Here is a 25,645-nt window from a genome sequence, read left to right on the forward strand (position 1 = left end):
ACCCTTGACCTCGGGAGGTCCCATGGCGAAACGGGAAGGCCCCGACGAACTCCGAGAGCTCCGCGAGCGGCTGGATCGGTTGGAACGACTGACGTGGCGGCTCGACGCGGACGAACGCAGACTCCGCTTGGGCACGGTCGCCATGGCGGTCGGTGCCGTGGTGCTGTTCGTTTCGCTCGCGTTGCCGTGGCTGCGCGGTCCGCGCAAGGACGGGTCCGGGTTCGACGTTTCACCGACCCTGGGCTCTGAGGATCTTCCCTTGCGGCTGGAGCCCCGGGGCCTGATGACCGGATGGGAGATGTTCGGGTCCGCCATCACCGACACCAGGGCGATCCTCGCCGTCTTCGTCGCGGTCGTGCTGATCCTGGCGCTGACCCTGTACGCGTTGGTCATGGACGACGGACGCCTCCACGTCGTCGTTCAGGTGTGCGCGTTCCCGACGCCGTTCCTGCTGCTGATCTTCTGGCCGACCGACTCCGAGAGCTCGGTCGTCACCGGGCCGGGCGCGGTGGTGGCCTTCCTGGCCTGCCTGATGGTCGGAACGGGCGCGGCCTTGGCCAAACCGGACGACTAGGTCCAGGTGACTCCGTGCCAGCTGACGTGGTGGTCGGTGTGGTCGGAGTCCTTCGTGCACCAGTAGGTGCTGCCGTCGCGCAGCAGAAACCGGTCGCAGGCGATGCCCACGGCGCGGTCCTCGGCGAGCCGGCGCAGGACGGGTTGGTCGTCGTCGAACCCGTCGACGTGGGCCAGGCCGTCCAGCAGCACCTCTTGTCGGGACAGGTAGGGCGACTCCGGGAGCGGCAGTCGGATGACCATGGCGGTGGCGTTGTCGCCGCTCTCGGCCTCCCGGGCGGCGTCCACCAACACCTGGGCCAGGACGTCCGGGGTGTGTGCGTGGTCGGTGACCAGTTCGGCCAGCAGGAGTTCGTCGACGTAGTCATGGACCCCGTCGGTGGTGAACAGCACCAGTTCCGCGGGGGGAGCGGTCGAGGTGCCGATGTCGGCGAGGGCCGCGGTGGCGACCGAGGTGGTGAGCGCGTTGTCGCCGGCCCGCGCCAGGTCGTCCGCCACCCACCGGTCCCGCAACCGCTGCCCGAAGGTGTGGTCGTGGGTGTGCCGGCGCAACCCGTCGCCGGGGGACCAGGTCCAGAGTCTGCAGTCGCCGACCCAGGCGACGTCGATGGGGTCGTCGGGGGCGTCCTGGCGCGCGTGCACCATCACACAGTCGGCTCCGGGATGGGCGTCGGAGATCGCACTCGTGGCGGCGAGAACGGCGTCCAGTGCCTCGCCGCCGGCCTCTGTGGCGGTGACGGCGGCGAGTACGGCGGCCTCACGGGTGCGAGGGTGTTCGCCGAAGCCGTCGGCCAGGGACGCGCGCCAGCCGCCGGAGGCGTCGGCTACCTGGTGCGCGTACGCGTCCTGTTGGTGTTCCCGAGGCCCCTGGTCGGAGTCGGCGGCGATGACGGGTGTGTGCATTCGCGCTCCTCTCCCGATGGTGGGATCCGGGGAGATGCTCGTCCGGGGTGGTTTGGTTCGCGGTCACCGGACACGAGATCGTGGACGGACCATTTCCGACGATTCGAGGAGACCCCTCCGTGAGATCCAACGGCCAGGATCAGCCGAGCGAGACCGAGCGCCTGCGCGTTCGGGTCAACCGCTTGGAGATGCGTTTGCAGAGGCTGAACGGTGACGCCCCGTCGGATCGGACGACGGCCGCCGCGCTCCTCGGTGGCACCGTCGCCCTGTTCCTGTCGCCGGCCCTGCCCTGGATCCGTGAGGGAGGGGGGTTTCGCGTCTACAACGACGCAGGAGTTGGCGCGCTGGATCCGTCCGGCTACGCGACGGGCTGGGACGTGTTGTGGGGAGCGCTCGCCGAGGGGCACGGCCTCTTCTTCCTGAGCCTCGCCCTCCTCCTGCTCCAGATCGGGTTCGCGGTGGGCTGTCACTTCGAGCAGAACGGCTTCCGGCTCGTGACGCTGATGGTGCTGTGCGGCCTGGTCCCGTTCCTGTCCTTCGTGGCCTGGTTCTGGGCGGGCGTCCCGGGGGAGGATGTGGCGCCGGCGTCCGGGGTGTTCGTCATGCTGGTGGCCAGTGCCGTACTCGGCTGGGCGGCCTACCGTTCCTGGCACGAGGACCACGTGGTCTCGCGGTCCTCGCGTCGCCCGTGAGGCGTGCTTTGTCGGGTAGTGTCCGTTGGCGTGAACCACGCGACCGCCGCTGACGGAACCCGTATCGGATACGACGTCCACGGAGCGGGTGAGCCGCTGCTGCTCATCCACGGACAGTCCCTCGACCGCACCATGTGGGAAGGGGTGTACGCCGACCTGGCCGAGAGCCACCGGGTGATCCGGATGGACATGCGCGGCAGCGGCGGCAGCGACGTTCCCCTCGACCGTCCCTACAGCATGGAACTGCTGGCCCATGACGCCTTGGCCGTCCTGGACGAGGAGGGCGTGGAACGCGCCCACGTGTACGGCTTCTCCATGGGCGGCAAGATCGCCCAGACACTCGCCGCGATGGCCCCCGATCGGATCGGCGCCCTGATCCTGGGCGCGACCGCGCCGGGCGGGAGCAACGAGGTCGAGCGCCCGCACCACGCGTCGATCGCCCTGCGCAAGGCCAACACCGAGGAGGGGCGCGACCTCATCGCGTACCTGTTCTACTCACCCTCGTGGGCCGACGCGAACCCCGAGACGGTGGCCAGGATCGTGCCGCGCAACCCGCTGCGCGCCCAGCGCCGGCACTACGAGGCGAGCATGAGGCACGACGGTGGGGAGTTGCTGCCGCGTATCCAGGCGCCCACCCTGGTCGTGCACGGTGAGGACGACGAGCTCACCCCCGTGGCCAACGCCGAACTGCTCGCCGAACGCGTCCCGAACGCCCGGCTGTTGGTCCTGCCCGGCGTCCGCCACGGCTACCTGCACGAGGCGGCGCCCAAGGCGACCGATGCCGTCCGCGACTTCCTCGCCGAACACCCGCTCCCCGGGCTCAACGGAGAGAGCGGACCAGGGTGAGGGCGCGGGGCAGGGCGGCGTCGCGTCCGGACGCCAAGAGGGCGGGGGAGATACCGGACAAGGGGGCTCCTGAGGGCTCAGGCGGGCGGGGGGAAGTCGGACCGCAACCGGTCCAGCATGCGACGGTCCTTCTTGGTGGGTCGACCGGCGCCGCGATCGCGCCGGATCACCGGCCCTCGGGCCTCCGGCGGCGGGGCGGGGGTGCGGTCCTCGTAGCAGCGGACCGCGACGGACGCCCCGACCCGCTTGACGATGACGTGTGTCACATCGACGATCCGGGTGGTGCCGTGCAGGCGTACCCGCACCTCATCGCCGGCCTTGACCATCGTGGACGGTTTGGCCGGCCGGTCGTTGACACGAACGTGCCCGCCACGGCAGGCCTGCGCCGAATCGGAGCGGGTCTTGGTGAGGCGCACCGTCCACAGCCAACGGTCCACCCGAGTGGAGTCGGGGCCGGTGGGAAGGGGGGCGGACTGCTCGCTCACGCAAGGTCCTCTCGTCGGTCGCGGGTACTTTCGAACCACTTTAGGGCGACGGCGGTACGAAGTACTCCGAAGTCGCGCTAGAGTTGTGAACGCAACGAGGTCCTGTGGAGCAGTTAGGAGTGCTCGCCACCCTGTCAAGGTGGAGGCCGCGGGTTCAAATCCCGTCAGGACCGCATCATCGAAGGCCCGGTGTCCCTCAGACACCGGGCCTTCGGCGTTGTGGGGACGTTGTCGTCTGGACGGGGGACGTTTGTGAGTTACCGGTACGCCACCGAGCGTACGGACCACTCCGCGCTGGCGAGTGGACAGGTTCTGCGGTCGGCGCCGGGTTTCCCCGGCTTCCCCGTCCGATTGGCCAGCGAACTCCTCCAACGCGCGATGGTGCACCTCGGCCACGAGCGGGCCCGCCTGTGGGACCCCTGCTGTGGCAGCGGTTACCTGGTCACGGTCCTGGGCCTACTCCACCGCGACCTGCTGGTCCACGTACGAGCCTCGGACGTGGACCCCGACGCCGTCGCCATCGCCGCGCGCAATCTCGAACTCCTCACCGCCGAAGGGATGGCCGAACGCGAGCGCGAGCTACGCCGTTCGGCCCTCGACTTCGGCCGTGTCGCCTACGTGGAACGCGCCGAGGCCGCCCGCGACCTCGCCGCGGGGCTGGCCGTCACCGGGGGCGACCTCCCGCACGAGTCGGCCGTGGCCGACGTGTTCACCCTCACCGAGCCGGTGGACGCCGACCTCGTGGTCACCGACGTCCCCTACGGCGAGATGACCCGGTGGGAGGGCGACATCCCGCAGGACCCGGTCCACGGGCTGCTCTCCTCGATGGGGCGGGTACTGCCGGAACGCTCCGTGGTAGTGCTGACCGCGCGCACGCGCCGGGTGCGGTTGCCCGAGGGCGTGCGCGCGCTGGAACGGGTCAAGGTCGGCAACCGTTCGGCGGTCCTGGTCCGTGCCCGCGACCTCACCGGGATCTGAACCCGCCCCGATGACGCGGGGCCCGTCAAGACACGTCGCGAAAGGCGCGTGTGGTGTACAGGGCGACCAGGAGCGCGACCACGGCCAGGAGGACGAAACCCAGCGTGTAGGCGCCGGTGGCCTGGAAGACCACGCCCATGAGCAATGGCGGGAAGTAACCTCCCAGCCCGCCGGCCGCGCCGACCAGGCCGGTGACCGTGCCCACCCGGGTGGGCTCCACCAGTTTGGCGACCAGGGCGAACACCGAACCGGTACCCAGCCCCAACGACACGGCGATCAGCACGAACGTGAACCCGGCCGGGAACTCCGCGGGCGGGTGCAGGGCCAGCGCCACGGCGAACACGCAGGTGCCGAAGAACGAGATCAGGCAGACCTTCACCGGGCCGATCCGGTCCGACAGAATGCCGCCGACGGGACGGGCGATCACCGCCGCCAACGCGAATCCGGCGGTGCGCATGCCCGCGTCGGTCTGCGCGTAGTCGTAGGCGGTGGTGAGCAGGGTCGGCAGGTAGGTGGAGAAGGCCACGAAACCACCGAAGACCAGTGCGTACAGGCCGGACGCCTGCCAGGTCGCCTTCAGTCTCAGGGCCTCGCGCATGCGCGGTAGCGCCGGCGCGGTCTGCGGTCGCCATTCCGGCGCGTCACGGACGAAGACCCACATCACGACGCCCATGGCCGCGAGAGCCACGCACATCAGCAGGTGGGTGGTGAACAGCCCCAGGGCCTCCACCAGGCGGGGCGTCAGGAAGGCGGACAGCGCCGTGCCACCCATGCCCGCCCCGAACACACCGGTGGCGAACCCGCGCCGGTTCGGCCGGTACCAGGCGTTGACGAACGGGATGCCGGCCGCGAACGAGGTTCCCGCGATACCGAGGAAGAATCCCCACACCAACAGCATGCCGTAGGAGTGGGAGGAGAGCCCGACGAGGAACGTCGGAACGATGCTCAGGAAACAGAGGATCGTGAACATCAGCCGACCGCCGTAGCGGTCGGTCAGGGTGCCGACCGGGATACGCCCGAGCGAACCCACCAGCACGGGGAAGGCGACCAGGATCGACGTCTGGGTCGGTGAGAGTCCCAGCTCCTCGCTGTAGGTCCGCGACAGCGGGCCGATCAGGTTCCAGGCCCAGAACGTCAGGGCGAACGCCGCCGTCGCCAGCGCGAGGTTGGTACCCGCTGTCCCGGAACGGGCGGTCGTCTCATCGGCTTCCGCGCGCATTGCGGCCCCTCCAAGTATCGGATTCTGCGATTGTCGCCCGAATCGGTGTGGGAAACGTGACTTCACTCCCGTGGCAGGCATATTTATTAACGGAATGTGGTCGATGCTGGAAGTGATTTTCCGGGATTTCCTCATCGCTGCGGTAACGGGCCGGCAAATGGAGTGTCTTCCTTATGGCGACGCAGGGCAAAAATGGCGGGGCGGGTGACGCGCTCCTGCGGATGGGGAACTATCTGACCCGTTCCGAGCCTCTCGACGGCAATCGTGCGCAGGTCAGGCATGGTGGACGCGAAGGCGATGTGTTCTACCGCGATCGTTGGAGCCACGACAAGGTGGTCCGTTCCACGCACGGTGTGAACTGCACCGGTTCTTGTTCTTGGGACGTGTACGTCAAAGACGGAATCATCACTTGGGAAACCCAGGCGACCGATTATCCCTCGGTGGGTCCGGACCGGCCCGAGTACGAACCCCGGGGTTGTCCGCGCGGCGCCGCGTTCTCCTGGTACACCTATTCGCCGACCCGGGTCCGTTATCCGTACGCGCGCGGTGTCCTGGTCGAGATGTTCCGCGAGGCGAAGCGACGCCTAGGCGATCCCGTGCTCGCGTGGGAGGAGATCACCACCGACCCGGAGAAACGCCGCCGCTACCAGCGGGCGCGTGGCAAGGGCGGATTGATCCGCGTCACCTGGGAAGAGGCCCTGGAGATCGCGGCCGCCGCCCACGTGCTCACCATCAAGAAGTACGGCCCGGACCGCATCGCCGGCTTCTCGCCCATCCCGGCGATGTCGATGGTCTCCCATGGTGTCGGCGCGCGCTTCGTGAACCTGCTGGGCGGCTCCATGCTGTCCTTCTATGACTGGTACGCCGACCTTCCCGTCGCCTCTCCCCAGGTGTTCGGCGACCAGACCGACGTGCCCGAGTCGGGGGACTGGTGGGACGCCGCCTACCTGATGCTGTGGGGTTCCAACGTCCCGGTCACCCGCACCCCGGACGCCCACTGGATGGCCGAGGCCCGCTACCGAGGGCAGAAGGTCGTCGTGGTCTCCCCGGACTACAACGACGCGGCGAAGTTCGCCGACGAGTGGTTGGCCCCGCACCCCGGCACCGACGGCGCCCTCGCCATGGCGATGGGCCACGTCATCCTGCGCGAACGCTTCGTGGAGCGGACCACGCCGGGCTTCCTGGACTACGCGCGCGCCTACACGGACCTGCCCTTCCTGGTGGCCCTGGAACAACGCGACGGTCGCCGGGTGCCCGGCAAGTTCCTCACCGCCGCTGACCTACCGGGTGGCGACGCCACCACGAACGCGGACTGGAAGCCGCTCCTGTGGCCCGAGGGCGAGGACGCCCCGGTGGTCCCCAACGGCACGATCGGCGATCGCTGGGGCGAGGACGGCGAGGGCAGGTGGAACCTGGACCTGGAGGGCCGGATCCCCGAACTCACCTTCTACGGCGAGGGCGGGGAGGTGGCCGAGTTGGCGCTGCCCCGGTTCGACACCCCGGACGGTTCGGCCGAGGTCGACATCCGGGGCGTTCCGATCCGTCGGGTCGCCGGACGCCTGGTCACCACCGTGTTCGACCTGGTCCTGGCCCAGTACGGGGTGTCCCGCCCGGGGCTGCCCGGCACCTGGCCCACCGGCTACGACGATCCCGACGCCGCCTACACCCCGGCCTGGCAGGAGACACTGACCTCGGTGCCCGCGGACCGCGCGGTGCGCATCGCACGCGAGTTCGCCGACACCGCCGAGGCCAGCGGTGGCCGCGCCATGATCGTGCTGGGCGCCGGCACCAACCAGTGGTTCCACGGTGAGAACTCCTACCGCGCCTTCCTGGCGTTGTTGCTGTTCACCGGCTGCCAGGGGGTCAACGGCGGTGGTTGGGCGCACTACGTGGGTCAGGAGAAGTGCCGCACCGCCACCGGCTGGGCGACGTACGCGTCCGGGAACGACTGGGCGCGCCCGCCGAGGTTCATGGCCGGAACCTCCTACTGGTACTCGCACACCGACCAGTGGCGTTACGACACCTACCGGGCCGACGCGCTCATGTCGCCGCTCGGTCCGGGCAGGGTGCGCGGACAGCACACCGCGGACCTCGTGGCGGCTTCGGCCCGAATGGGGTGGATGCCGTCCTTCCCGACGTTCGACCGCAACCCGATCCAGCTCGGCAAGGAGGCCGTCGAACTGGGCAGGGACCCCGCGGAGTACGTCGCCGACCAGCTCGTCGACGGCACCCTCCGGTTCGCCGTCGAAGACCCGGACGACCCGGCGAACTGGCCGCGCACCCTCACCCTGTGGCGCTCCAACCTGTTCGGTTCGTCGGCCAAGGGCGACGAGTACTTCCTCAAGCACCTGCTCGGTACCCATTCCAACCTTCAGGCGGAACCGGCCGGTCCCGAACACCGGCCCGCGGACGTCACCTGGCGGGAGGAGATCCCCGAGGGCAAGCTGGACCTGCTGCTCACCTTGGACTTCCGGATGACCAGCTCCACCCTGTTGTCGGACCTCGTGTTGCCGGCCGCCACCTGGTACGAGAAGCACGACCTGTCCACCACGGACATGCACCCCTACGTGCACGCCTTCAACCCGGCGATCGACCCACCGTGGGAGACGCGCACCGACTTCGACACCTTCCACGCCCTGGCGAAGGTCTTCAGCGCGATGGCCGCCGACCACCTCGGTGAGGTCACCGACCTGGTGGCCGTGCCCCACCAGCACGACACCCCGGGCGAGCTGGCCCAGGCGCACGGGGTGCCCAGGGACTGGAAGGTCACGGGGGAGCGCCCGGTCCCGGGGAGCACGATGCCGGGGATCGTGCCGGTCCGCCGCAACTACTCGGCGATCGCGCAGAAGCTCGCCTCGCTCGGACCACTCGCCGAGGGCAAGGGGCTCCCGGTCAAGGGGGTGTCCTTCACCCCCGACAAGGAGGTGGAGTGGCTGCGAGAACGCAACGGCGTCGTGCGCGGCGGTGTCGCCGACGGGCGGCCCTCCCTGGACACCGACGTCAAGGTCTGCGAGATGATCCTGGCGCTGTCGGGCACCAGCAACGGTCGTCTGGCCGCCCAGGGCTTCGAGCGTCTGGCGGCGCGCACCGGCACCGACATGGACGAGTTGATCGACCACGCCGCCGGTCGCCGGGTCGTCTTCGACGACGCCAAGCGCGGGCCCACGTCGGTGGGCACCAGCCCGGAGTGGTCGGGCAAGGAGTCGTCGGACCGCCGCTACTCGCCCTTCACCATCAACCTCGAACACGACAAGCCCTGGCACACCTTCACCGGGCGCCAGCACTTCTACCTCGACCACGACTGGATGCACGAGTTCGGCGAGGCCCTGCCGGTCTACCGGCCGCCGCTCGACGTCGGCCGTCTCTTCGGGGAACCACGGATCGGCCCGACCGGGCGGTTGGGGGTGGTGGTGCGTTACCTGACGCCGCACTCCAAGTGGTCGATCCACTCCGAGTACCAGGACAACCTGCTCATGCAGACCCTGTCCCGGGGTGGTCCCACCATCTGGATGAGCGTGGCCGACGCCAAGGCCATCGAGGCCGTCGACAACGACTGGGTCGAGGCGATCAACCGCAACGGTGTGGTGGCCGCACGTCTGGTGGTCTCGCACCGGATGCCGACCGGGACGGTGTACATGTACCACGCCCAGGAACGCACCATCGACGTGCCCAAGACGGAGACCACCGGTAGGCGCGGTGGCATCCACAACTCGCTCACCCGACTGCTCGTGAAGCCGACACACCTCATCGGCGGGTACGCGCAGTTCACCTACGCCTTCAACTACCTCGGCCCGACGGGCAACCAGCGCGACGAGGTCACGGTCGTGCGGAAACGGACGACGGAGGTGCGTTACTGATGGCGGACACCCGACCACCCCGACCGGCGGGGGTCTCTGCCCGGGCGGAGACGGGACACGAGGGGAAGCGGCCGATCGGCCGGGTCATGGCGCAGGTCGCCATGGTGATGAACCTCGACAAGTGCATCGGCTGTCACACCTGCTCGGTCACCTGCAAGCAGGCGTGGACCAACCGGAGCGGGGTCGAGTACGCGTGGTTCAACAACGTCGAGACCCGACCCGGGCAGGGATACCCGCGCACCTACCAGGACCAGGAACGGTGGAAGGGCGGCTGGGAACGGAGGCCCAACGGCAAACTGGTCCCGCGCTCCGGTGGGCGCATCAAGCGCCTGGCGACGATCTTCGCCAACCCGCTGATGCCGTCGATCCAGGACTACTACGAGCCCTGGACCTACGACTACGAAACCCTGATCAACGCGCCCCTGGGCGACGACTTCCCGGTGGCGTCCCCGCGTTCGGCGCTCACCGGCAGACCGATGAAGGTGGAGTGGAGCGCCAACTGGGACGACGACCTGGGCGGTGGTCCCGAACTCGCCGCGCAGGACCCGATCGTGCGCAGACTCGGCGACAAGGTGAAGCTGTCCTTCGAGGACACCTTCATGTTCTACCTGCCGCGCATCTGCGAGCACTGCCTCAACCCGACGTGCGTGGCCACCTGCCCGAGCGGCGCCCTGTACAAGCGGGCCGAGGACGGCATCGTCCTCGTCGACCAGGACCGCTGCCGGGGCTGGCGCATGTGCGTGACCGGCTGCCCGTACAAGAAGATCTACTTCAACCACAAGACGGGCAAGGCCGAGAAGTGCACCTTCTGCTACCCGCGCGTGGAGGTGGGTATGCCCACCATCTGCTCCGAGACCTGTGTGGGCCGGCTGCGCTACCTGGGGGTCGTCCTCTACGACGCCGACCGGGTCGGTGAGGCCGCCGCGGTCGAGGACGAGAAGGACCTCTACGAGGCACAACTGGGGGTCTTCCTCGACCCGAACGACCCGGCCGTGCGCTCCGCGGCCCGCCGCGACGGCATCCCGGACCGCTGGATGGACTCCGCGGCCCGCTCGCCCATCTACGCGCTGGCCAAGCGGTTCCGGGTGGCGCTGCCGCTGCATCCGGAGTACCGCACGATGCCGATGGTCTGGTACATCCCGCCGTTGTCGCCGGTGGTGGACACCCTCACCCGGACCGGGCACGACGCGGAGGAGCACGGCAACCTGTTCGGCGCCATCGACGCGTTGCGCATCCCCGTCGAGTACCTCGCCGAACTGTTCACCGCCGGAGACACGGCCCCGGTCGACCTGGTCCTGCGCAGGCTCGCCGCCATGCGTTCCTACATGCGCAGGATCAACCTCGGTCAGGAACGCGACGAGTCCATCGCCACCGCGGTCGGGATGACCGGCACCGAGATCGAGGACATGTACCGACTACTGGCCCTGGCCAAGTACGACGAGCGCTATGTCATCCCTACCGCCTACGGGGTGAACGAGGCCGACCGCGGAGTCATCGACGAGGTCGGTTGCAGTCTGGACTTCGACGGCGGCCCCGGCATGGGCGGGATGGGCGAGGTGCCCTTCGGCGAGGCGTCGGGACGTCCGAACGAGGCGACGGTGGAGACCTTCCACGCGCTCCGGGACCGGCAGACCGGGGAACACCACTCCGTCACCGACGGACGCGTCAACCTGCTGAACTGGGACGGCAACGGCCGCCCCGACGGACTCTTTCCACCCCAGAAGGACGACGGTACCGACAACGGGCGGGGCGGGAACCCCGGTCCCGTGTAAGGGGTCGATCATGAGCACCACCACCGACGGTACGAACAACGACGACGGGGCGCGGGCCGGCTGGCTGGGCGCGGGACGTGAGGCGCGCCGGACCCACAGGCGGGCGGTGACCCACCAGTCCGCCTCGGTCCTGCTCGGCTACCCGGACCAGGAATTCTTCGAACGGCTTCCGCTGGTGGCGCGCGCCGTCGCCGAGTTGCCCAAGGGCCCCGCCCGGACCGAACTGCTGGAGTTCTGCGAACACGCCTCCAGCACGCCGGAACTCGACCTGTGCGCGCACTACGTGGACGTGTTCGACCTGCGCCGCCGCAGGGCCCTGCACATGACCTACTACACCGACGGGGACACCCGACGCCGCGGCCACGCCCTGGCGGAGATCAAACGGGCTTACGCGGAGTGCGGCTGGCGGGTGCACGCCCGTGAGCTGCCCGACCACCTCGCCGTGATGCTGGAGTTCACGGCCAGGGGCGACTCCGACGTGGGACAGGAACTGTTGGTGAACCACCGGGCCGGTCTCGACCTGTTGTTCGAGGCGTTGCGCGAACACGGAACGCCCTACGTACGTGTGGTGGAGGCGATCCGGCACACGCTCCCGGCGCCCCGCCGGGCCGACGCCGAACGGGCCCGCCGGTTGGCCATGGAGGGGCCGCCCGCGGAGGACGTGGGCATGGAGCCCTACGGCGCGCGGCCACGGGTCCCGCTTCCGTTGACGGACGTGAGCGGGAGGAAGCGGTGAACGATTCCGTGGACCTGTTGCTGTGGGGCGTGCTGCCCTACGTGGTGCTGGTGCTCGTCGTGGGTGGACTGATCTGGCGCTACCGCTACGACCGGTTCGGCTGGACCACGCGCTCCTCGGAACTGTACGAGTCCCGGTTGCTGCGGATCGGCAGCCCGTTGTTCCACTTCGGGCTGCTGGTGGTGATCGTCGGGCACGTGGTCGGGCTGGTGATCCCGGAGTCCTGGACCCGGGCGATCGGCATCTCCGACGGGCTCTACCACGTGAGCGCGCTGTCGCTCGGGGCGATCGCCGGGTTCTGCACGCTCTCCGGGATCGCCCTGTTGATCTGGCGCAGGCGCACCAGCGGGCCGGTGTTCAGCGCGACCACCCGCAACGACAAGCTCATGTACGTGGTGCTGGTGTCGGCGATCGTGACCGGTCTGGGGATGACCCTGTACTTCGCGGGCGTGGAGCTCTCGGGCGGGCACACCGGTGACTACCGACAAACGGTGTCGCCGTGGTTCCGGTCGATCTGGATCCTGCGGCCGAACGTGGACGCCATGGCCGCCGCCGACGCTCCCTACAAGTTGCACGCGCTCGTGGGGCTGGGGCTCTTCGCGCTGTTGCCCTTCACCCGCCTGGTGCACGCCTTCAGCGCACCCGTGGGCTACCTGTTCCGTCCCTACGTCGTCTACCGCACGCGGGACCCGCACCCGGCCGCCGCCGGTCAGGCCGAGCGGGCCACCCGACGCGGTTGGTGATCGGGCAGGGTCGCCACGGGCGCGCACCGACGCTCCGGCCCGCCCCGGTGGGGGCACCGAGGCGGGCCCGGGAGGTCACCGACCCGTTCGGTGACCCGATGTGTGGGCGTGTGGTGGGTATGGGAACGTGTTCTCCTGTGGGACCCATCACGCGCACGACAGGTGCGCGACGAACGCGCGAACTTGGGGTAGTGGCAATGGAACTGACCGTCGTCGACGTGCCGGAGCGCTCGCGGTACGAGGTGAGCGCGGACGGCGAGGTGGTCGGGTTCTCCGCCTACCACCTGATCGCCGAAGGGGTGCTGGCCCTGCCGCACGTGGAGGTGGAGTCCGCGTTCGAGGGGCGGGGCGTGGCCAGCACGCTGATGAGGGAGTCCTTGGACCACATCCGTGGGCGCCACCTGAAGGTCGTGCCGATCTGCCCGTTCGCTCAGACCTTCTTCGAGCGCAACCCGGACTACGCGGACCTGGTGCACGAGGGCTGAACCCGGGGTTCCCGACGTCGGTAACGGAACGGTCACCATCGTGCGTCATTGCGCGTGGTGCGGTGTTCTGTCCCACTGTGCGGGCATGGGGTTTCGGTTGTCCGTTCTTTGGAGCAAAGGAGCCCCACCCTCGTGATACTCGCAGACGCAGCGCCCGCCCTGGACGCTCGGCTCACCGAGATGGTCGGCGTTTTCAACGACGACTTCCTCTGGGCGTGGATCCTCATCCCGCTCCTGATCCTGGTGAGCCTCTACATCACCATCCGGTCCGGCCTCGTGCAGTTCCGTATGTTCCCGGAGATGTTCCGGGTACTGAAGAGCAAGCCCGAGGTCGCGCCGGACGGGAAGAAGGCGGTCTCCTCACTCCAGGCCTTCTTCATCTCCGCCGCCGCCCGGATCGGTACGGGCAACATCATCGGCGTCTCCATCGCCATCTCCCTGGGCGGTCCCGGCGCCGTCTTCTGGATGTGGGCGATGGCCATCGTGGTGTGCGGCGCCAGTTTCGTGGAGTCCACGCTCGCGCAGCTGTACAAGGTCCGCCACCCCGCGGGGTACCGAGGTGGCCCCGCCTACTACATCGAACGCGGCCTCGGACAGCGTTGGCTGGCCATCGTGTTCGCGGTCATCCTCATCATCACCTTCCCGATGGTGTTCAACGCGGTGCAGAGCAACACCATCACCAACACTGTCGCCAACTCGGCCGGGGAACTGGGTGTGGCGACCGGTCCGGTCCTCTCCGCCATCATCGGTGTGCTGCTGGTGTTCCTCACCGGCCTGGTGATCTTCGGTGGCGTCCGCCGCATCGCGAACACCGCGCAGGCCCTCATCCCGGTCTTCGCCGCCATCTACGTCGTCATCGGCCTGATCATCATGGTGATGAACTGGCAGCTGGTGCCGGGCATGTTCATGTCGATCATCGAGAACGCCTTCGGCTTGGGCGAGTTCGCGGCGGCGGCGCTGGGCGTGGTCATCATCCAAGGCGTGCGGCGAGGAATGTTCTCCAACGAGGCCGGTCTGGGTTCGGCGCCCAACGCCGCGGCCAGCGCCTCGGTCACCCACCCGGTCAAGCAGGGCCTGGTGCAGACCCTCGGCGTCTACGTGGACACCCTGGTGGTCTGCTCGGTGACCGCCTTCATCGTCCTGCTGGGCTACCAGGGCACCTTCGACGGTGTGCTGGAGGGTGACATGACCCAGATGGCCCTGATGTCGATGCTGGGCCCGTGGGCGCTGCACCTGATGACGCTCATCATCTTCCTGGTGGCGTTCACCTCGGTGCTCGGCAACTACTACTACGGCGAGTCCAACATCGAGTACCTCAGCGAGAACAGGACCGTCCTGTTCGTGTACAAGGTGGTCTTCCTGGTCGCCACCTTCCTGGGCTGCCTGGGCTCGATCGACCTGATCTGGACCCTGGCGGACACGACCATGGGTCTGATGGCGCTGGTCAACCTGATCGCGATCACCCCGCTGACGGTGATCGCCTGCCGCCTGCTCAAGGACTACAACGAGCAGCGTCGCCAGGGGATCGACCCGGTCTTCACTCGGGACCGGTTGCCGGACGTGCGGGGCGTGGAGTGCTGGGCACCCGAGGAGGGAACGGCTCGGCGCGAACAGGAGCCCGTCGACTCCTGACGCCCACCGGACCTCGAAACGCCGGTGCGACGTTCCGTGGGGCGCATCCGAGATGTCTTGGATGCGCCCCACGGCGTTCTGGTTGCCATTCGATTCTGTTGAAAATGCGCATAAACCCCTAACAGTAGGCGTTATCGGGCATCTGTGTTCTTTCGGTCACAGCGGATCACCGCTAGTGTGCTTCATCACATGTGGCGGTCAGAGTTGTGTCTCGCGAGGGAGTCCGATGTCCATCGTCTCAATCGAGCCCGCCACCGCCGAGCGGTGGAACGACCTGGAGAACCTGTTCGGTCCGACGGGAGCCTACGGGCACTGCTGGTGCACGTTCTTTCGGAGGCGGGCCAAGGATCACACGGCGAGCGTCTCCTGTGAGCGGTCCATGCGTGGTCGCGACAACAAGGAAGAGTTGCAGCGGCTCACCTTGGACGGGCGGGTGCCCGGGCTGCTGGCCTACGACGAGGACGGCCCCTGCGGCTGGGTGTCCGTGGCCCCGCGGGAGGACTTCATCCGACTGTCTCGTTCCCGGACCCTGCGCCCCGCCGACCCGGAGGAGCCGGGGGTGTGGTCCCTGGTCTGCTTCTGGCTGCCGCCGCGCCGCCGTAGACGTGGGCAGGGCAGTCGTCTTCTGGACGGGGCCATCGAGTACGCGCGCGCCAACGGCGCCCGAGTGCTGGAGGCCTATCCGGTCGACACCGCCGGCGGCCGCGCCCCCAGCGCCGAGGTCTACACCGGCACCGTGGAGATGTTCCGTCGATCCGGGTTCACGTTGGCCCCACATCACCTGAGCGAGCGGGTGGTGGCCCGCCTGGAGCTGAAGGCCGATTAGCTCCGGCGACCCGCCTCGGGGAACCGGGGGAGGGTATGCGCCGAGCGAGTGCGACGGGCCCCTCGGGTGTCGGATGATGTGTCGTCCGGCCACCCGGGGGGCCTGTCCTTTTCGAGGTGGGGCTTTGCCTTTTCTTGGTACCCCCCTGGGGTAACCTGGCGACCGCGTGCCGGCGGGGACGTCATGGACGTTTGACAATCGTATACCCCAGGGGGGTATCTTGGTCTCAGTTGGAGCGACTCACGTACGAACACACGAGGAGGCACACATGGCCGGCACCGCCGTCTACACCGTCGAGGGAATGAGCTGCGGACACTGCGTCGGCTCGGTCACCGAGGAGGTCGGCGCCGTCCCCGGCGTCACCGGTGTCGAGGTCGACCTGGAGAGCAAGAAGGTGACCGTCACGGGAGAGGGGCCGATCGACGACGCCGCCGTGCGCGCCGCGATCGACGAGGCCGGCTACGAGGTGGCGAGCTGACATGGGCGTGACCACGAAACTCGGGCTCTACACCGTGGGCCTCGTGGTCGTGTTCGCGGCGGCCTTCGGGGCCGGCTCCATCGTCGGTCCCGTGCTGCCCGAGGGCGAGGGCCCTCCGAGCCAGAGCGTGGAGCACGCGCCCGACGACGCACGGGACCACGTCGACGAGGAACAGCAGAGATGACCTGGAGCGGGACATGAACAAGGGTGGAACGACGTCCACCGGATCCGCGCCGGTCGAACTGGCCATCGGTGGGATGACCTGTGCGGCCTGCGCCAACCGGGTGGAGAAGCGGCTCAACAAGATGGAGGGCGTCACCGCCACCGTCAACTTCGCCACCGAGAAGGCCCGGGTGACCTTCGAGGGCGAGCCGACCTCGCTGGACGACCTGGTCGCCCAGGTCGAGAAGGCCGGCTACACCGCCACGGCGCCCACCGCGGAACCGGGACGGGAAGCGGCCGAACCGGACGACCCCACGCGCGCCCTGCGCGATCGCGCGCTGGTCTCCATGCTGCTCTCCGTCCCGGTCATCCTCATGGCGATGATCCCCGCGCTCCAGTTCACGTACTGGCAGTGGGCCTCCCTCGCGCTGGCCGCCCCGGTGGTGGTGTGGGGCGCCCTGCCCTTCCACGTGGCCGCCTGGAAGAACCTCAGGCTGGGCACCGCGACCATGGACACCCTTGTCTCCCTGGGTGTGGCCGCCGCCTTCCTGTGGTCCCTGTACGCACTCTTCCTCGGTACCGCCGGGGTCCCGGGGATGACACACCCCTTCGAGTTCACCATCGCCCGTACCGACGGAGCGGCCAACATCTATCTGGAGGTCGCGGCGGGCGTCACCTCCTTCATCCTTCTCGGGAAGTACTTCGAGGCGCGCTCCAAGCGCCGCGCCGGCGCCGCCCTGCGCGCCCTGATGGAACTGGGCGCCAAGGAGGTCACCGTGCTGCGCGGCCAGGGCGCCGCGGCACGTGAGGAACTCGTCCCGGTCGACCGGCTCGCCGTCGGCGACCGCTTCGTGGTCCGTCCCGGCGAGAAGATCGCCACCGACGGCGAGGTCGAAGAGGGCACCTCGGCCGTCGACATGAGCATGCTCACCGGCGAGTCCGTGCCGATGGAGGTCTCGCCCGGGTCCGCCGTCGTGGGCGCCACCGTCAACGCCGGCGGCCGACTGGTCGTGCGCGCCTCGCGGGTCGGTTCGGACACCCGGCTCGCGCAGATGGCGCGTCTGGTCGAGGACGCACAGAACGGCAAGGCCGAGGTGCAGCGCCTCGCCGACCGGGTCTCCGGGGTGTTCGTTCCGGTGGCCATCATGATCGCGGTCGCCACCCTGGGCTTCTGGCTCGGTACCGGGGGTTCCGTGGGCGCCGCCTTCACCGCCGCCGTCGCCGTGCTCATCATCGCCTGCCCGTGCGCGCTGGGCCTGGCCACCCCGATGGCCCTCATGGTGGGCACCGGTCGCGGCGCCCAACTGGGCATCCTCATCAAGGGCCCGGAGGTACTGGAGAGCACCCGACGGGTCGACACCGTGGTGCTGGACAAGACCGGCACCGTCACCACCGGGAAGATGGCCCTGACCGACGTCACCGTCGGCGACGGCGAGGACGAGGCCGAGGTGCTGCGACTGGCCGGAGCCCTGGAATCGGCCTCCGAACACCCCATCGCCCGGGCCATCGCCACCGGCGCCACCGTGCGCGTGGGCGACCTGCCCACCCCCGAGGACTTCGCCAACATCGAGGGCCGGGGCGTCCAGGGGACCGTGGACGGCCACGCCGTCCTGGTGGGCAGGGCCGCCCTGCTGGCCGAGTGGTCCCAAGAGCTGCCCGACGAGCTGGAACAGGCCTTCAAGGAGGCCGAGTCGCAGGGGCGCACCGCCGTCGCCGTGGGTTGGGACGGCAGGGCACGGGGGGTCCTCACCGTGACCGACACGGTCAAGCCCACCAGCGCCGAGGCGGTCCGACGCTTCCGTGACCTGGGTTTGGACCCGATCCTCCTCACCGGTGACAACGCGGCCGTGGCCCGCACCGTCGCCGCCGAGGTCGGCATCCAGGAGGTCATCTCCGAGGTGATGCCCGAGGACAAGGTCGCGGAGGTCCGCCGACTCCAGTCGGAGGGACGCGTCGTGGCGATGGTCGGCGACGGGATCAACGACGCCGCCGCCCTCGCCCAGGCCGACCTGGGACTGTCGATGGGCACCGGCACGGACGTGGCGATCGAGGCCGGTGACCTGACCCTGGTCCGTGGCGACCTTCGGGCCGCCGCCGACGCGGTCCGGTTGTCCCGCCGCACGCTCGGGATCATCAAGGGCAACCTGTTCTGGGCGTTCGCCTACAACACCGCCGCGCTGCCGCTGGCCGCCGCGGGTCTGCTCAACCCGATGCTCGCGGGCGCGGCGATGGCCCTGTCCAGCGTGTTCGTGGTGAGCAACAGCGGAAGGCTGCGCCGCTTCCGTCCGCTGAGCGACGACACGCTCGACCCGGACGAGAGCCGACCGCGTAACGGCTGATGACGTGGGGTGCGCCCGAGGCGGGCGCACCCACCTCCTCGTCACCCGTGAGGAGAGAGGTTAGTGTTCACGCGGAACCCTGGAGCGTGACGACGCGGTCGTGCTCCGCTGTCTACCCCCCAGCAGAGGTCCGCCGTGTCTTCCGGATGCCCACGAGCCAAGCTGTACCAAGACGAACCCCACCCGGACCCGTACTCCGTGTACGCGGCGATGCGGGACGACCACGGACCCGTCGTCCCGGTGGAACTGGAACCCGGTGTGCACGGGTGGTTGGTCACCGACTACGCCACCCTCATCTCCTGGTCCAGGGACGAGACCAGGTTCGGGCACGACGCCCGCCTGTGGAAGGACTTCAAGGAGGGCCGCGTCGGCGTCGACGCCTCGGTGCTGCCCATGATGGCCCCGCGGCCCAACGCCCTCTTCGTCGACGGCAGTGAGCACCAGCGCTACCGGAGAGCCATCACCGACGGGCTCGGCGCCATCACCTCCCGGCGGTTCGCCGAGGCCACCGAACGGTACGCGAACGGACTCATCGACGAGTTCTGCGAACGCGGTGAGGCCGACGTCCTCAACGAGTACGCGCGGATGCTGCCGCTCCTGGTCATCAACGACCTCTTCGGCTTCGACCACGACCAAGGGGTGCGTTTCGTCGAGGCCATGCGCAACCTCTGGCTGGGCGTCGACGCCGAGAGGTCCAACGCCGAGGCCGAGCGCGCCCTGTCCGAGGTGGTCACCGCCAAGCACCGCGAACCAGGCGACGACTTCACCACGAGGCTGATCCAGCACCGCGCCGCGCTCAGCGACGAGGAGGTGATCATGCAGCTCCTCCTGGTGGTGGCCGCGGCCAACGAGCCGACCGCCGACCTCATCGACTCGGGTGTGCGCGCCCTCCTGGCCGACCCCAACCTGGCGGGCGACCGCGCCCCCTCACCCACCGTCCTGACCGACACCATCGACCGTGTCCTGTGGCAGGACCCCCCGATCACCAACTACCCGGTCATCTATCCACGGGTGGACGTTCCGCTGGGCGCCGGCCGTGTGATCGAGGAGGGATCGCCGATCCTGTTGGGCTTCGCGGCCGCCAACCGCTTCTACGTGGAGGAGAACGCGGCGGAGATGGTGGACACGAGCAACCGGGCCCACGTGGCCTGGGGTGCCGGCGCCCATCGCTGTCCGGCCCGCGAGGAGGCGATCACCATGACGATGATCGCCCTGCGCACCCTCTTCGACCGACTCCCCGGGCTGCGCCAGGCCGTGCCCTCGGAGGATCTGCGTTGGCGACTGTCCGCCCTGTCCTGGGCGCCCGTCCGACTTCCCGTGAGTTTCCCTCCGAAAGCCCCTCTCACCCCCCGAGTGGAAGGAACACCTTGGAACGAGTCCGACTCGCCCCCGGAAACCTCCGAGCCCAGGCGGCCCACCTCCGGAAGGTCGCCCCTGTCGTCCCTGTCGAGCTTCCTGGTGAGGTTGACGCGTGGGTCGTGACCACCCACAAGGCGGTCGGTGAAGCACTGGCCGACCCGCGCGTCCAGAAGAACAAGGAGTACTGGAAGGCGTTCAACGCCGGTGAGATCCCCACCGACTGGCCGCTGATCTCCTGGATCATCAACGAGAACATGCTGTCCAAGGACGGGGAGGACCACACCCGGCTGCGCAGGTTGGTGTCGAAGGCGTTCACCCCGCGCCGGGTCGAGAGGTTGCGACCGGCGATCGTGGGCATCGTCGAGTCCCTGCTCGACGACCTCGAACGCGCGGCGGCCGAGTCCGAGGACGGGACCGTCGACCTCAAGTCCCTGGTTTCCCGGCCCCTGCCGCTGACCGTGATCAGCGACCTGTTCGGGGTGGACGAGGAGACCCGGCCCAAGCTGCACCGGCTGGCCGGGGTGTTCTTCGACCAGAGCGTCACCCCCGAAGAGGCGATGGGCGTCTTCTTCGAGATGTGGGGGGTCCTCACCGACCTGGTCGCGGCCAAGCGCACCGAACCCGGGGACGACCTCACCACGGCCCTGATCGCGGCCCGGGACGAGGAGGACCGTCTCACCGAGGACGAGCTCATCTGGAACCTGGTGCTGTTCATCAGCGCCGGTTACGAGACCACGATGAACCTCATCACCAACGCCGTGCGGGCCCTGACCACCCACCGCGGCCAACTCGAACTACTGCGCAGGGGTGAGGTCGAGTGGCCCAAGGCGATCGAGGAGGTCCTGCGCTGGGACGGACCGGGCGAGTTCGTGCCGATGCGCTACACCACCGAGGACATCGACCTGGCGGGCGTCCAGGTCCCCGCGGGGGAACCGCTGCTGATCGGCTACGCCTCGGCCGGTAGGGACGAGGAACGCTACGGCGCCACCGCCGGGGAGTTCGACATCACACGCGAGGATTCCTCGCACCTGACCTTTTCCCATGGGAGGCACTACTGCCTGGGCGCGAACCTGGCCCGCGTGGAGGTCAACGAGGTCCTGCCGCGCCTGTTCGAGCGTTTCCCCGAACTCGACCTCGCGGTCGACGAGGCGGAGCTGACCGCGTCGCCGTCCATCATCGGCGCCGGGGTCGAGGCCCTGCCGGTACGGCTTCGCCGCCGCCCCGGGGCGGCTCACGACCTGCGATAACACGTCCGAGGACTCCTCGTCCGCCGGGATTCGGCCAAGTGGATCCCGGCGGGTCCTTCGCACGTCAAGGGTGATTTGGCCGGATCTGTCGCCTGGTGGGGACACTGTTCGCACCTTCGGGGAAGCACACGAACGGGCCCTGCGGCTCCTACACTCGTCTTGGTCCCCCACACCCGCGCCCCACCCCCGCTCACGCTCCTGCCCGTCCCGCACGGACCCTCCCGAGGAATGCGAAACATGAACAGTTCGGAAGCCGACCCCGGCCGTGTCCTGGTCAACCGCTACCGTCTGGACGAGGTCATCGGCGAGGGTGGAATGGGACGCGTCTGGCGTGGGACGGACACCCTGCTCGACCGACCGGTCGCGGTCAAGGAGCTGACCACCCCGCCCAACCTCCCCGCGCACGAGGTGGAGGTCCTGCGCACCCGCATGCTCCGCGAGGCGCGCAGCGCCGCCCAGCTCAGCCACCCGACCATCATCACGGTGTTCGACGTGGCCGAGGAGGACGGCCGCCCGTGGATCGTCATGGAACTCGTCGACGGCCCGTCCCTGGGTGACGTCATCCGGGACCGGGGGCCGATCTCGATCGAGCGGGCCGCGAGCATCGGCGAGCAGATGGCCGCCGGCCTGGCCGAGGCGCACGGCCACGGCATCGTGCACCGCGACATCAAGCCCGGAAACGTGCTCATCGCGGGCAACGACCGGGCCGTCCTGACCGACTTCGGTATCGCGCACCTGGACGGCTCCACCCACCTGACCAGCACGGGCCTGCTCATCGGTTCGCCGAGCTACCTCGCGCCGGAGATCGCGCACGGTCGCTCCGCCACCCCCGCCTCGGACATGTGGGCCCTGGGCATCACCCTCTACCAGGCGGTGGAGGGAACCCTGCCCTTCGACCGGCCCACCCCGATGGCCACCCTGACGGCCATCGTCACCCAGGACCTCCCGGAGACCCCCAACGCGGGGGCGCTGCGGCCGATCCTGGAGGCCCTGTGCGAGAAGCGACCCGAGGACCGCCCGACGGTCACCGAGGTCCGTTCCCTGCTGCTCGGCGTCCGCGACGGAGAGAGGGCCTCTCCCTCGCTCGCCGCCACCGCCCTGGTCGCGCCCGTGCCGGCGGACGACGCTCCCTCCGAGACCGCCAACGAGGAGGAGCCGGAGTGGAACCCGGTGACGAGCTCGGGCACGGTCGACCGGACGGTCAACGCCGCCGCGTCCACCCCCACGAAGGAGCCCGCGGCCCCGGCCGCGTCGGGTGCGGTGTCGAACAGGCCGCGTGGTGACGGGAGGAAACGCTCCCGCGCCGGAGTGCTGGTGGCCGCGGCGCTCGCGTTCGTCCTGCTGGTCGGAGCGGCGATCACCACCGTCTACGTCAGCGCGAACCGGCCCGGCGACGTCGCCGCGACCACCGGGGGATCGGAGGCCGGGGAGGACCCGGGTTCCGACCAGGCCGATGGGGCCGCCGCCGGGGGCGACGAGGAGGGCGAGCCGGAGGAGGAACCCTCGGCGGCCGACGCGGAGGCCTCGGAGGAAGGGGAAGCCGAAGAGGGGGAAGAGGACGATTGGGACTTCCTCACCCGGCACGAGGACTCCAGCGGATTCGCCGTCGACGTCCCCGAGGACTGGGAGATCGACCGCGACGGGCACATGGTCTACTTCCGCAACCCCGACGGCGGGTACCTGCTGGTCGACCAGACCGACAACCCCAACCCGGACGCCGGCGACGACTGGCGCGACTTCGAGCCGACCGGTAGCCGGAACTTCTCCGGTTACTCGCTGATCGGGATCGAGGACCTGGAAGGCGGCTGGGTCGACGACTACGTCAGCGCCGCCGACTGGGAGTTCACCTTTCAGGGGCGCAACGGGGAGATGCACGCCATCAACCGGGGCTTCCACACCGAGGACAAGGGCTACGCGCTGTTCCTGGTGAGCCCGGAGGACCCGGCGATCAACCACGCGCTCTTGGACCGCGTGTCCGAGACCTTCGAACCCGCCGGCTGAACCCGAGCCTCAGTCCCGGTCTCGCTCGCCGTCGGAGTCCAGCAGTTCCGCCTCGTGCACCAACAGCGCGATCTGCACCCGGTTGTTGAGTTTCAGCTTGGTGAGGACGCTCGACACGTGGGTCTTGACCGTCGGCACGCTCAGGAACAGGCGCGCGGCGATGTCGGCGTTGGAGCGGCCCTCGCCGACCGCCACCGCCACGTCGGTCTCGCGGGCGTTCAGCAGGGCCAGGCGGCGTCGGGCCCGGTCCGCCCGTTCGCTGTGGTCGCCGTGCGCCACCCGGTGTATGAGCCGTCGCGTCACGGCGGGGGAGAGCACCGGAATACCACGGGCCACCCGACGGACCGACTCCACGATCTCCTCCGGTGGGGTGTCCTTGAGCAGGAACCCGGCAGCACCCGCGCGCAGGGCCCGCAGCACGTGTTCGTCGGCGTCGAAGGTGGTGAGCACCAGCACCTCCGGCGCGTCCGGCACGGCCCGGAGCCGTTCGGTGGCGGTGAGCCCGTCCACGGTGGGCATCCGGATGTCCATGAGCACCACGTCGGGAGAGTGCTCGCGGACCAGCTCCTCCACCTGACCGCCGTCCTCGGCCTCGGCCAGCACCCGCACGTCGGGGGCGCCGCCCATCATCATCACCAGTCCGACCCGCACCAGGGCGTCGTCGTCGACGATCACCACGCCGATCCGTCGCTGTTCGTCCCGTTCGCTCATACCGTCCACGGTAGCCAGGCGGTGAGGTTCCAACCGCCGTTCTCGGTGGTTCCGTACTCCAGGTCTCCCAACGCCAACGAGACCCGTTCGGACAGACCGATCAACCCCTGGCCGGAGCCCGCCGCGGTGGACGCTCCGTCCTCGGAGGCCGGGGCGGATGGTCCATTGGTCACCGACACGCTCAGGCCTTCTCCCGGTGCCCCGGAGATCCGCACGGAGGTGTCGGCCCCCGGAGCGTGCTTGCGGGCGTTGGTGAGCGCCTCCTGGACGATCCGGTAGGCCGTGCGCCCGGTGCGCTCCGGTACCTGGCCGGTGTGCTCGTCGACGAACTCCACCACGACCCCGGCGTCGCGGGCCTCCTCCACCAGCTGCGCCAGGTCCGCCAGGGTGGGCTGGGGCAGCTCGCCCACCGGTGCGCGCAGCACCCCGATCACCTCGCGCAGGTCCTGGAGGGCCTGGTGGGCGCTCTCTCGGATGACCTTGGCCGAACGAGCGACCTCCTCGGCGGGGGCGTCCGGCCGGTACTCCAGGGCGCCGGCGTGCACGCTCAGCAGGGACAGTCGGTGCCCGAGCACGTCGTGGATCTCGCGGGCCATGGACTCACGGACCCGGTGCTGGGCGTGTTCGGCCCGAAGCTCCGCCTCCGCCTCGGCGTGCACGGCTCGCTCCCGCAGCGATTCGAAGAGTTGACGTCGGTGTTGCACGGAGAGCCCCCACCCGGCGACGGCTCCCTGGAAGACCGCGCTGAGCAGGAACATCAACAGGAACGGGGCGTGGGGCTCGGGGTGCAGGGACACGTTGACGAAGGAGGCCACGAAGCTCAGGCCCAGCACGCACAGGCCCACCTTGGGCGGCCGATGCACGCACAGGGAGAACAGGGCCGCGAGCATGGCCCCGCCCACCAGGGGGAAGATGGCCGACAGCACCACGAGGACCACCGCGAGCCGGATCGGCCACCGGCGTCGCCACCACAGGGCCGTACAGGACGCCAGGGCGATGAGTTGGTCGGCCACCCGGAACGGCTCCGGGACCGAAGGCGGTGTCGGGTCCTCGGGGAGGGTCACCGCGCCGAGCAGCCCGAAGCCCAGGGCGATCAGGAACATCAGGGAGTCCACGATCCAGTCGCGCGCGCTGCGCCGGTGCCGCTGCCGGGACGGGGTCGTGTCGTTCATCGCCTCCGGAGTCTACGAGCGCGCGAGCGCGGGTCGGGCGTCGCCGAGCGGACTCGGTACCGAAGATCGGCCGAGCGATACTTTGGTCGAACGCCTCGGGCCACGGCCAAGACCTTGGTTCCCCGGTTCCATGCCCGTGCCCGATCCTCCGGCGGGGACACCGCGCCTAGATTCGGACCATGCGCAAGTCACTGCAGGGCGTCGGCCTCCTGCTCACCGTCATGGGGATCAGCGGGGTGATCGACCACCTCTGGACCCAACCGATCCTGGGCATCGTGCTCAACGCGTTCAACCGGTTCGTCGTGGAACAGGTTCCCGGGTTCCAAGAGAACGCGATCCTGGCCAACCTGGGGCTGTCCGCCGTCGGGATCCTGCTCATCGTGGTGACCGAAGCGCTCTCCCGGCCCCGAAGAGCCACGTGAATCCCAT

23 protein-coding genes and 1 tRNA gene are annotated in these 25,645 nt (G+C 69.3%); 19 read left to right on the forward strand and 5 right to left on the reverse strand.

The genetic code is table 11. From position 1 onward, the window contains the following. The first annotated feature begins 22 nt into the window (after positions 1–22). The gene (locus ACWGSK_RS17790) at positions 23–574 is read left to right on the forward strand and encodes a hypothetical protein (RefSeq protein WP_452456284.1); all 552 of its coding nucleotides are present in this window, start codon (positions 23–25) and stop codon (positions 572–574) included. Here ACWGSK_RS17790 and ACWGSK_RS17795 read toward each other — a convergent pair. Continuing rightward, the gene (locus tag ACWGSK_RS17795; RefSeq protein WP_452456285.1) at positions 571–1,476 is read right to left on the reverse strand and encodes a PP2C family protein-serine/threonine phosphatase; all 906 of its coding nucleotides are present in this window, start codon (positions 1,474–1,476) and stop codon (positions 571–573) included. The two genes, ACWGSK_RS17790 and ACWGSK_RS17795, sit on opposite strands and share 4 nt — an antisense overlap. Before the next feature lie 119 nt (positions 1,477–1,595). On the opposite strand from ACWGSK_RS17795, the gene ACWGSK_RS17800 reads away from it, so the two are divergent. Both ACWGSK_RS17800 and ACWGSK_RS17805 read left to right on the forward strand, forming a co-directional pair. Beyond that, positions 1,596–2,168, forward strand: a complete 573-nt coding sequence (locus tag ACWGSK_RS17800; protein ID WP_452456286.1) for a hypothetical protein — start codon at positions 1,596–1,598, stop codon at positions 2,166–2,168. 30 nt (positions 2,169–2,198) lie between these two features. Continuing rightward, positions 2,199–3,014, forward strand: coding sequence for an alpha/beta fold hydrolase (locus ACWGSK_RS17805; protein WP_452456287.1), 816 nt, complete (start codon positions 2,199–2,201; stop codon positions 3,012–3,014). A gap of 77 nt (positions 3,015–3,091) precedes the next feature. On the opposite strand, the gene ACWGSK_RS17810 is transcribed toward ACWGSK_RS17805, so the two are convergent. Further along, on the reverse strand, positions 3,092–3,499 hold the full coding sequence (locus ACWGSK_RS17810; protein ID WP_452456288.1) for an RNA-binding S4 domain-containing protein: 408 nt from the start codon (positions 3,497–3,499) through the stop codon (positions 3,092–3,094). Between the two features lie 98 nt (positions 3,500–3,597). Between ACWGSK_RS17810 and ACWGSK_RS17815 the strand changes: the two genes are divergently transcribed. Both ACWGSK_RS17815 and ACWGSK_RS17820 read left to right on the forward strand, forming a co-directional pair. Further along, positions 3,598–3,672: transfer RNA gene (locus tag ACWGSK_RS17815), tRNA-Asp, on the forward strand. Between the two features lie 79 nt (positions 3,673–3,751). After that, a complete protein-coding gene (locus ACWGSK_RS17820; protein WP_452456289.1) occupies positions 3,752–4,477 on the forward strand; it encodes an rRNA methyltransferase in 726 nt (241 codons plus the stop codon). 25 nt (positions 4,478–4,502) lie between these two features. Here ACWGSK_RS17820 and ACWGSK_RS17825 read toward each other — a convergent pair whose 3' ends face one another. Further along, positions 4,503–5,696 (reverse strand): MFS transporter, encoded by a 1,194-nt coding sequence (locus ACWGSK_RS17825; protein ID WP_358507167.1) that lies wholly within the window; start codon positions 5,694–5,696, stop codon positions 4,503–4,505. 173 nt (positions 5,697–5,869) lie between these two features. On the opposite strand from ACWGSK_RS17825, the gene ACWGSK_RS17830 reads away from it, so the two are divergent. The 13 genes from ACWGSK_RS17830 (at position 5,870) to ACWGSK_RS17890 (ending at position 23,333) form a co-directional block, all read left to right on the forward strand. Continuing rightward, complete coding sequence (locus tag ACWGSK_RS17830) at positions 5,870–9,553, forward strand: nitrate reductase subunit alpha (RefSeq protein WP_452456290.1); 3,684 nt, start codon at positions 5,870–5,872, stop codon at positions 9,551–9,553. An 86-nt stretch (positions 9,554–9,639) separates the two neighbouring features. Beyond that, positions 9,640–11,325, forward strand: a complete 1,686-nt coding sequence (narH, locus tag ACWGSK_RS17835) for a nitrate reductase subunit beta (protein WP_452456329.1) — start codon at positions 9,640–9,642, stop codon at positions 11,323–11,325. A gap of 10 nt (positions 11,326–11,335) precedes the next feature. Then, positions 11,336–12,061, forward strand: a complete 726-nt coding sequence (narJ, locus tag ACWGSK_RS17840) for a nitrate reductase molybdenum cofactor assembly chaperone (RefSeq protein ID WP_452456291.1) — start codon at positions 11,336–11,338, stop codon at positions 12,059–12,061. Further along, positions 12,058–12,804 (forward strand): respiratory nitrate reductase subunit gamma, encoded by a 747-nt coding sequence (gene narI / locus ACWGSK_RS17845; RefSeq protein ID WP_358507161.1) that lies wholly within the window; start codon positions 12,058–12,060, stop codon positions 12,802–12,804. The genes narJ and narI overlap by 4 nt, the downstream gene beginning before the upstream one ends. A gap of 197 nt (positions 12,805–13,001) precedes the next feature. Next, positions 13,002–13,289 carry a GNAT family N-acetyltransferase gene (locus ACWGSK_RS17850; protein WP_358507269.1) on the forward strand — a complete coding sequence of 96 codons (288 nt, stop codon included), beginning with the start codon at positions 13,002–13,004 and terminating at the stop codon, positions 13,287–13,289. Between the two features lie 132 nt (positions 13,290–13,421). Next, the gene (locus ACWGSK_RS17855) at positions 13,422–14,921 is read left to right on the forward strand and encodes an alanine/glycine:cation symporter family protein (protein WP_358507159.1); all 1,500 of its coding nucleotides are present in this window, start codon (positions 13,422–13,424) and stop codon (positions 14,919–14,921) included. 226 nt (positions 14,922–15,147) lie between these two features. Beyond that, on the forward strand, positions 15,148–15,747 hold the full coding sequence (locus ACWGSK_RS17860) for a GNAT family N-acetyltransferase (RefSeq protein ID WP_358507157.1): 600 nt from the start codon (positions 15,148–15,150) through the stop codon (positions 15,745–15,747). Between the two features lie 268 nt (positions 15,748–16,015). Beyond that, on the forward strand, positions 16,016–16,225 hold the full coding sequence (locus tag ACWGSK_RS17865) for a heavy-metal-associated domain-containing protein (protein ID WP_358507155.1): 210 nt from the start codon (positions 16,016–16,018) through the stop codon (positions 16,223–16,225). Between the two features lies 1 nt (position 16,226). After that, on the forward strand, positions 16,227–16,409 hold the full coding sequence (locus ACWGSK_RS17870) for a hypothetical protein (RefSeq protein ID WP_358507153.1): 183 nt from the start codon (positions 16,227–16,229) through the stop codon (positions 16,407–16,409). Positions 16,410–16,422: 13 nt separating this feature from the next. Then, positions 16,423–18,726, forward strand: a complete 2,304-nt coding sequence (locus tag ACWGSK_RS17875) for a heavy metal translocating P-type ATPase (RefSeq protein WP_358507151.1) — start codon at positions 16,423–16,425, stop codon at positions 18,724–18,726. A gap of 198 nt (positions 18,727–18,924) precedes the next feature. Further along, complete coding sequence (locus ACWGSK_RS17880; RefSeq protein WP_358507267.1) at positions 18,925–20,208, forward strand: cytochrome P450 family protein; 1,284 nt, start codon at positions 18,925–18,927, stop codon at positions 20,206–20,208. Continuing rightward, positions 20,205–21,332 carry a cytochrome P450 family protein gene (locus ACWGSK_RS17885; protein ID WP_452456292.1) on the forward strand — a complete coding sequence of 376 codons (1,128 nt, stop codon included), beginning with the start codon at positions 20,205–20,207 and terminating at the stop codon, positions 21,330–21,332. The genes ACWGSK_RS17880 and ACWGSK_RS17885 overlap by 4 nt, the downstream gene beginning before the upstream one ends. A 237-nt stretch (positions 21,333–21,569) precedes the next feature. Beyond that, positions 21,570–23,333 (forward strand): serine/threonine-protein kinase, encoded by a 1,764-nt coding sequence (locus ACWGSK_RS17890; RefSeq protein ID WP_358507148.1) that lies wholly within the window; start codon positions 21,570–21,572, stop codon positions 23,331–23,333. Between the two features lie 9 nt (positions 23,334–23,342). On the opposite strand, the gene ACWGSK_RS17895 is transcribed toward ACWGSK_RS17890, so the two are convergent. Together ACWGSK_RS17895 and ACWGSK_RS17900 are read right to left on the reverse strand one after the other, a co-directional pair. Then, positions 23,343–24,044: a response regulator transcription factor gene (locus ACWGSK_RS17895; RefSeq protein WP_358507146.1), complete on the reverse strand. Its 702-nt coding sequence runs from the start codon at positions 24,042–24,044 to the stop codon at positions 23,343–23,345. After that, on the reverse strand, positions 24,041–25,216 hold the full coding sequence (locus tag ACWGSK_RS17900) for a sensor histidine kinase (RefSeq protein ID WP_358507144.1): 1,176 nt from the start codon (positions 25,214–25,216) through the stop codon (positions 24,041–24,043). The genes ACWGSK_RS17895 and ACWGSK_RS17900 overlap by 4 nt, the downstream gene beginning before the upstream one ends. 179 nt (positions 25,217–25,395) lie before the next feature. On the opposite strand from ACWGSK_RS17900, the gene ACWGSK_RS17905 reads away from it, so the two are divergent. Further along, the gene (locus tag ACWGSK_RS17905) at positions 25,396–25,638 is read left to right on the forward strand and encodes a hypothetical protein (protein WP_358507142.1); all 243 of its coding nucleotides are present in this window, start codon (positions 25,396–25,398) and stop codon (positions 25,636–25,638) included. The last annotated feature ends 7 nt before the right edge of the window (positions 25,639–25,645 follow it).

The sequence above is a fragment of the Nocardiopsis sp. NPDC055551 genome (genome assembly GCF_053619415.1).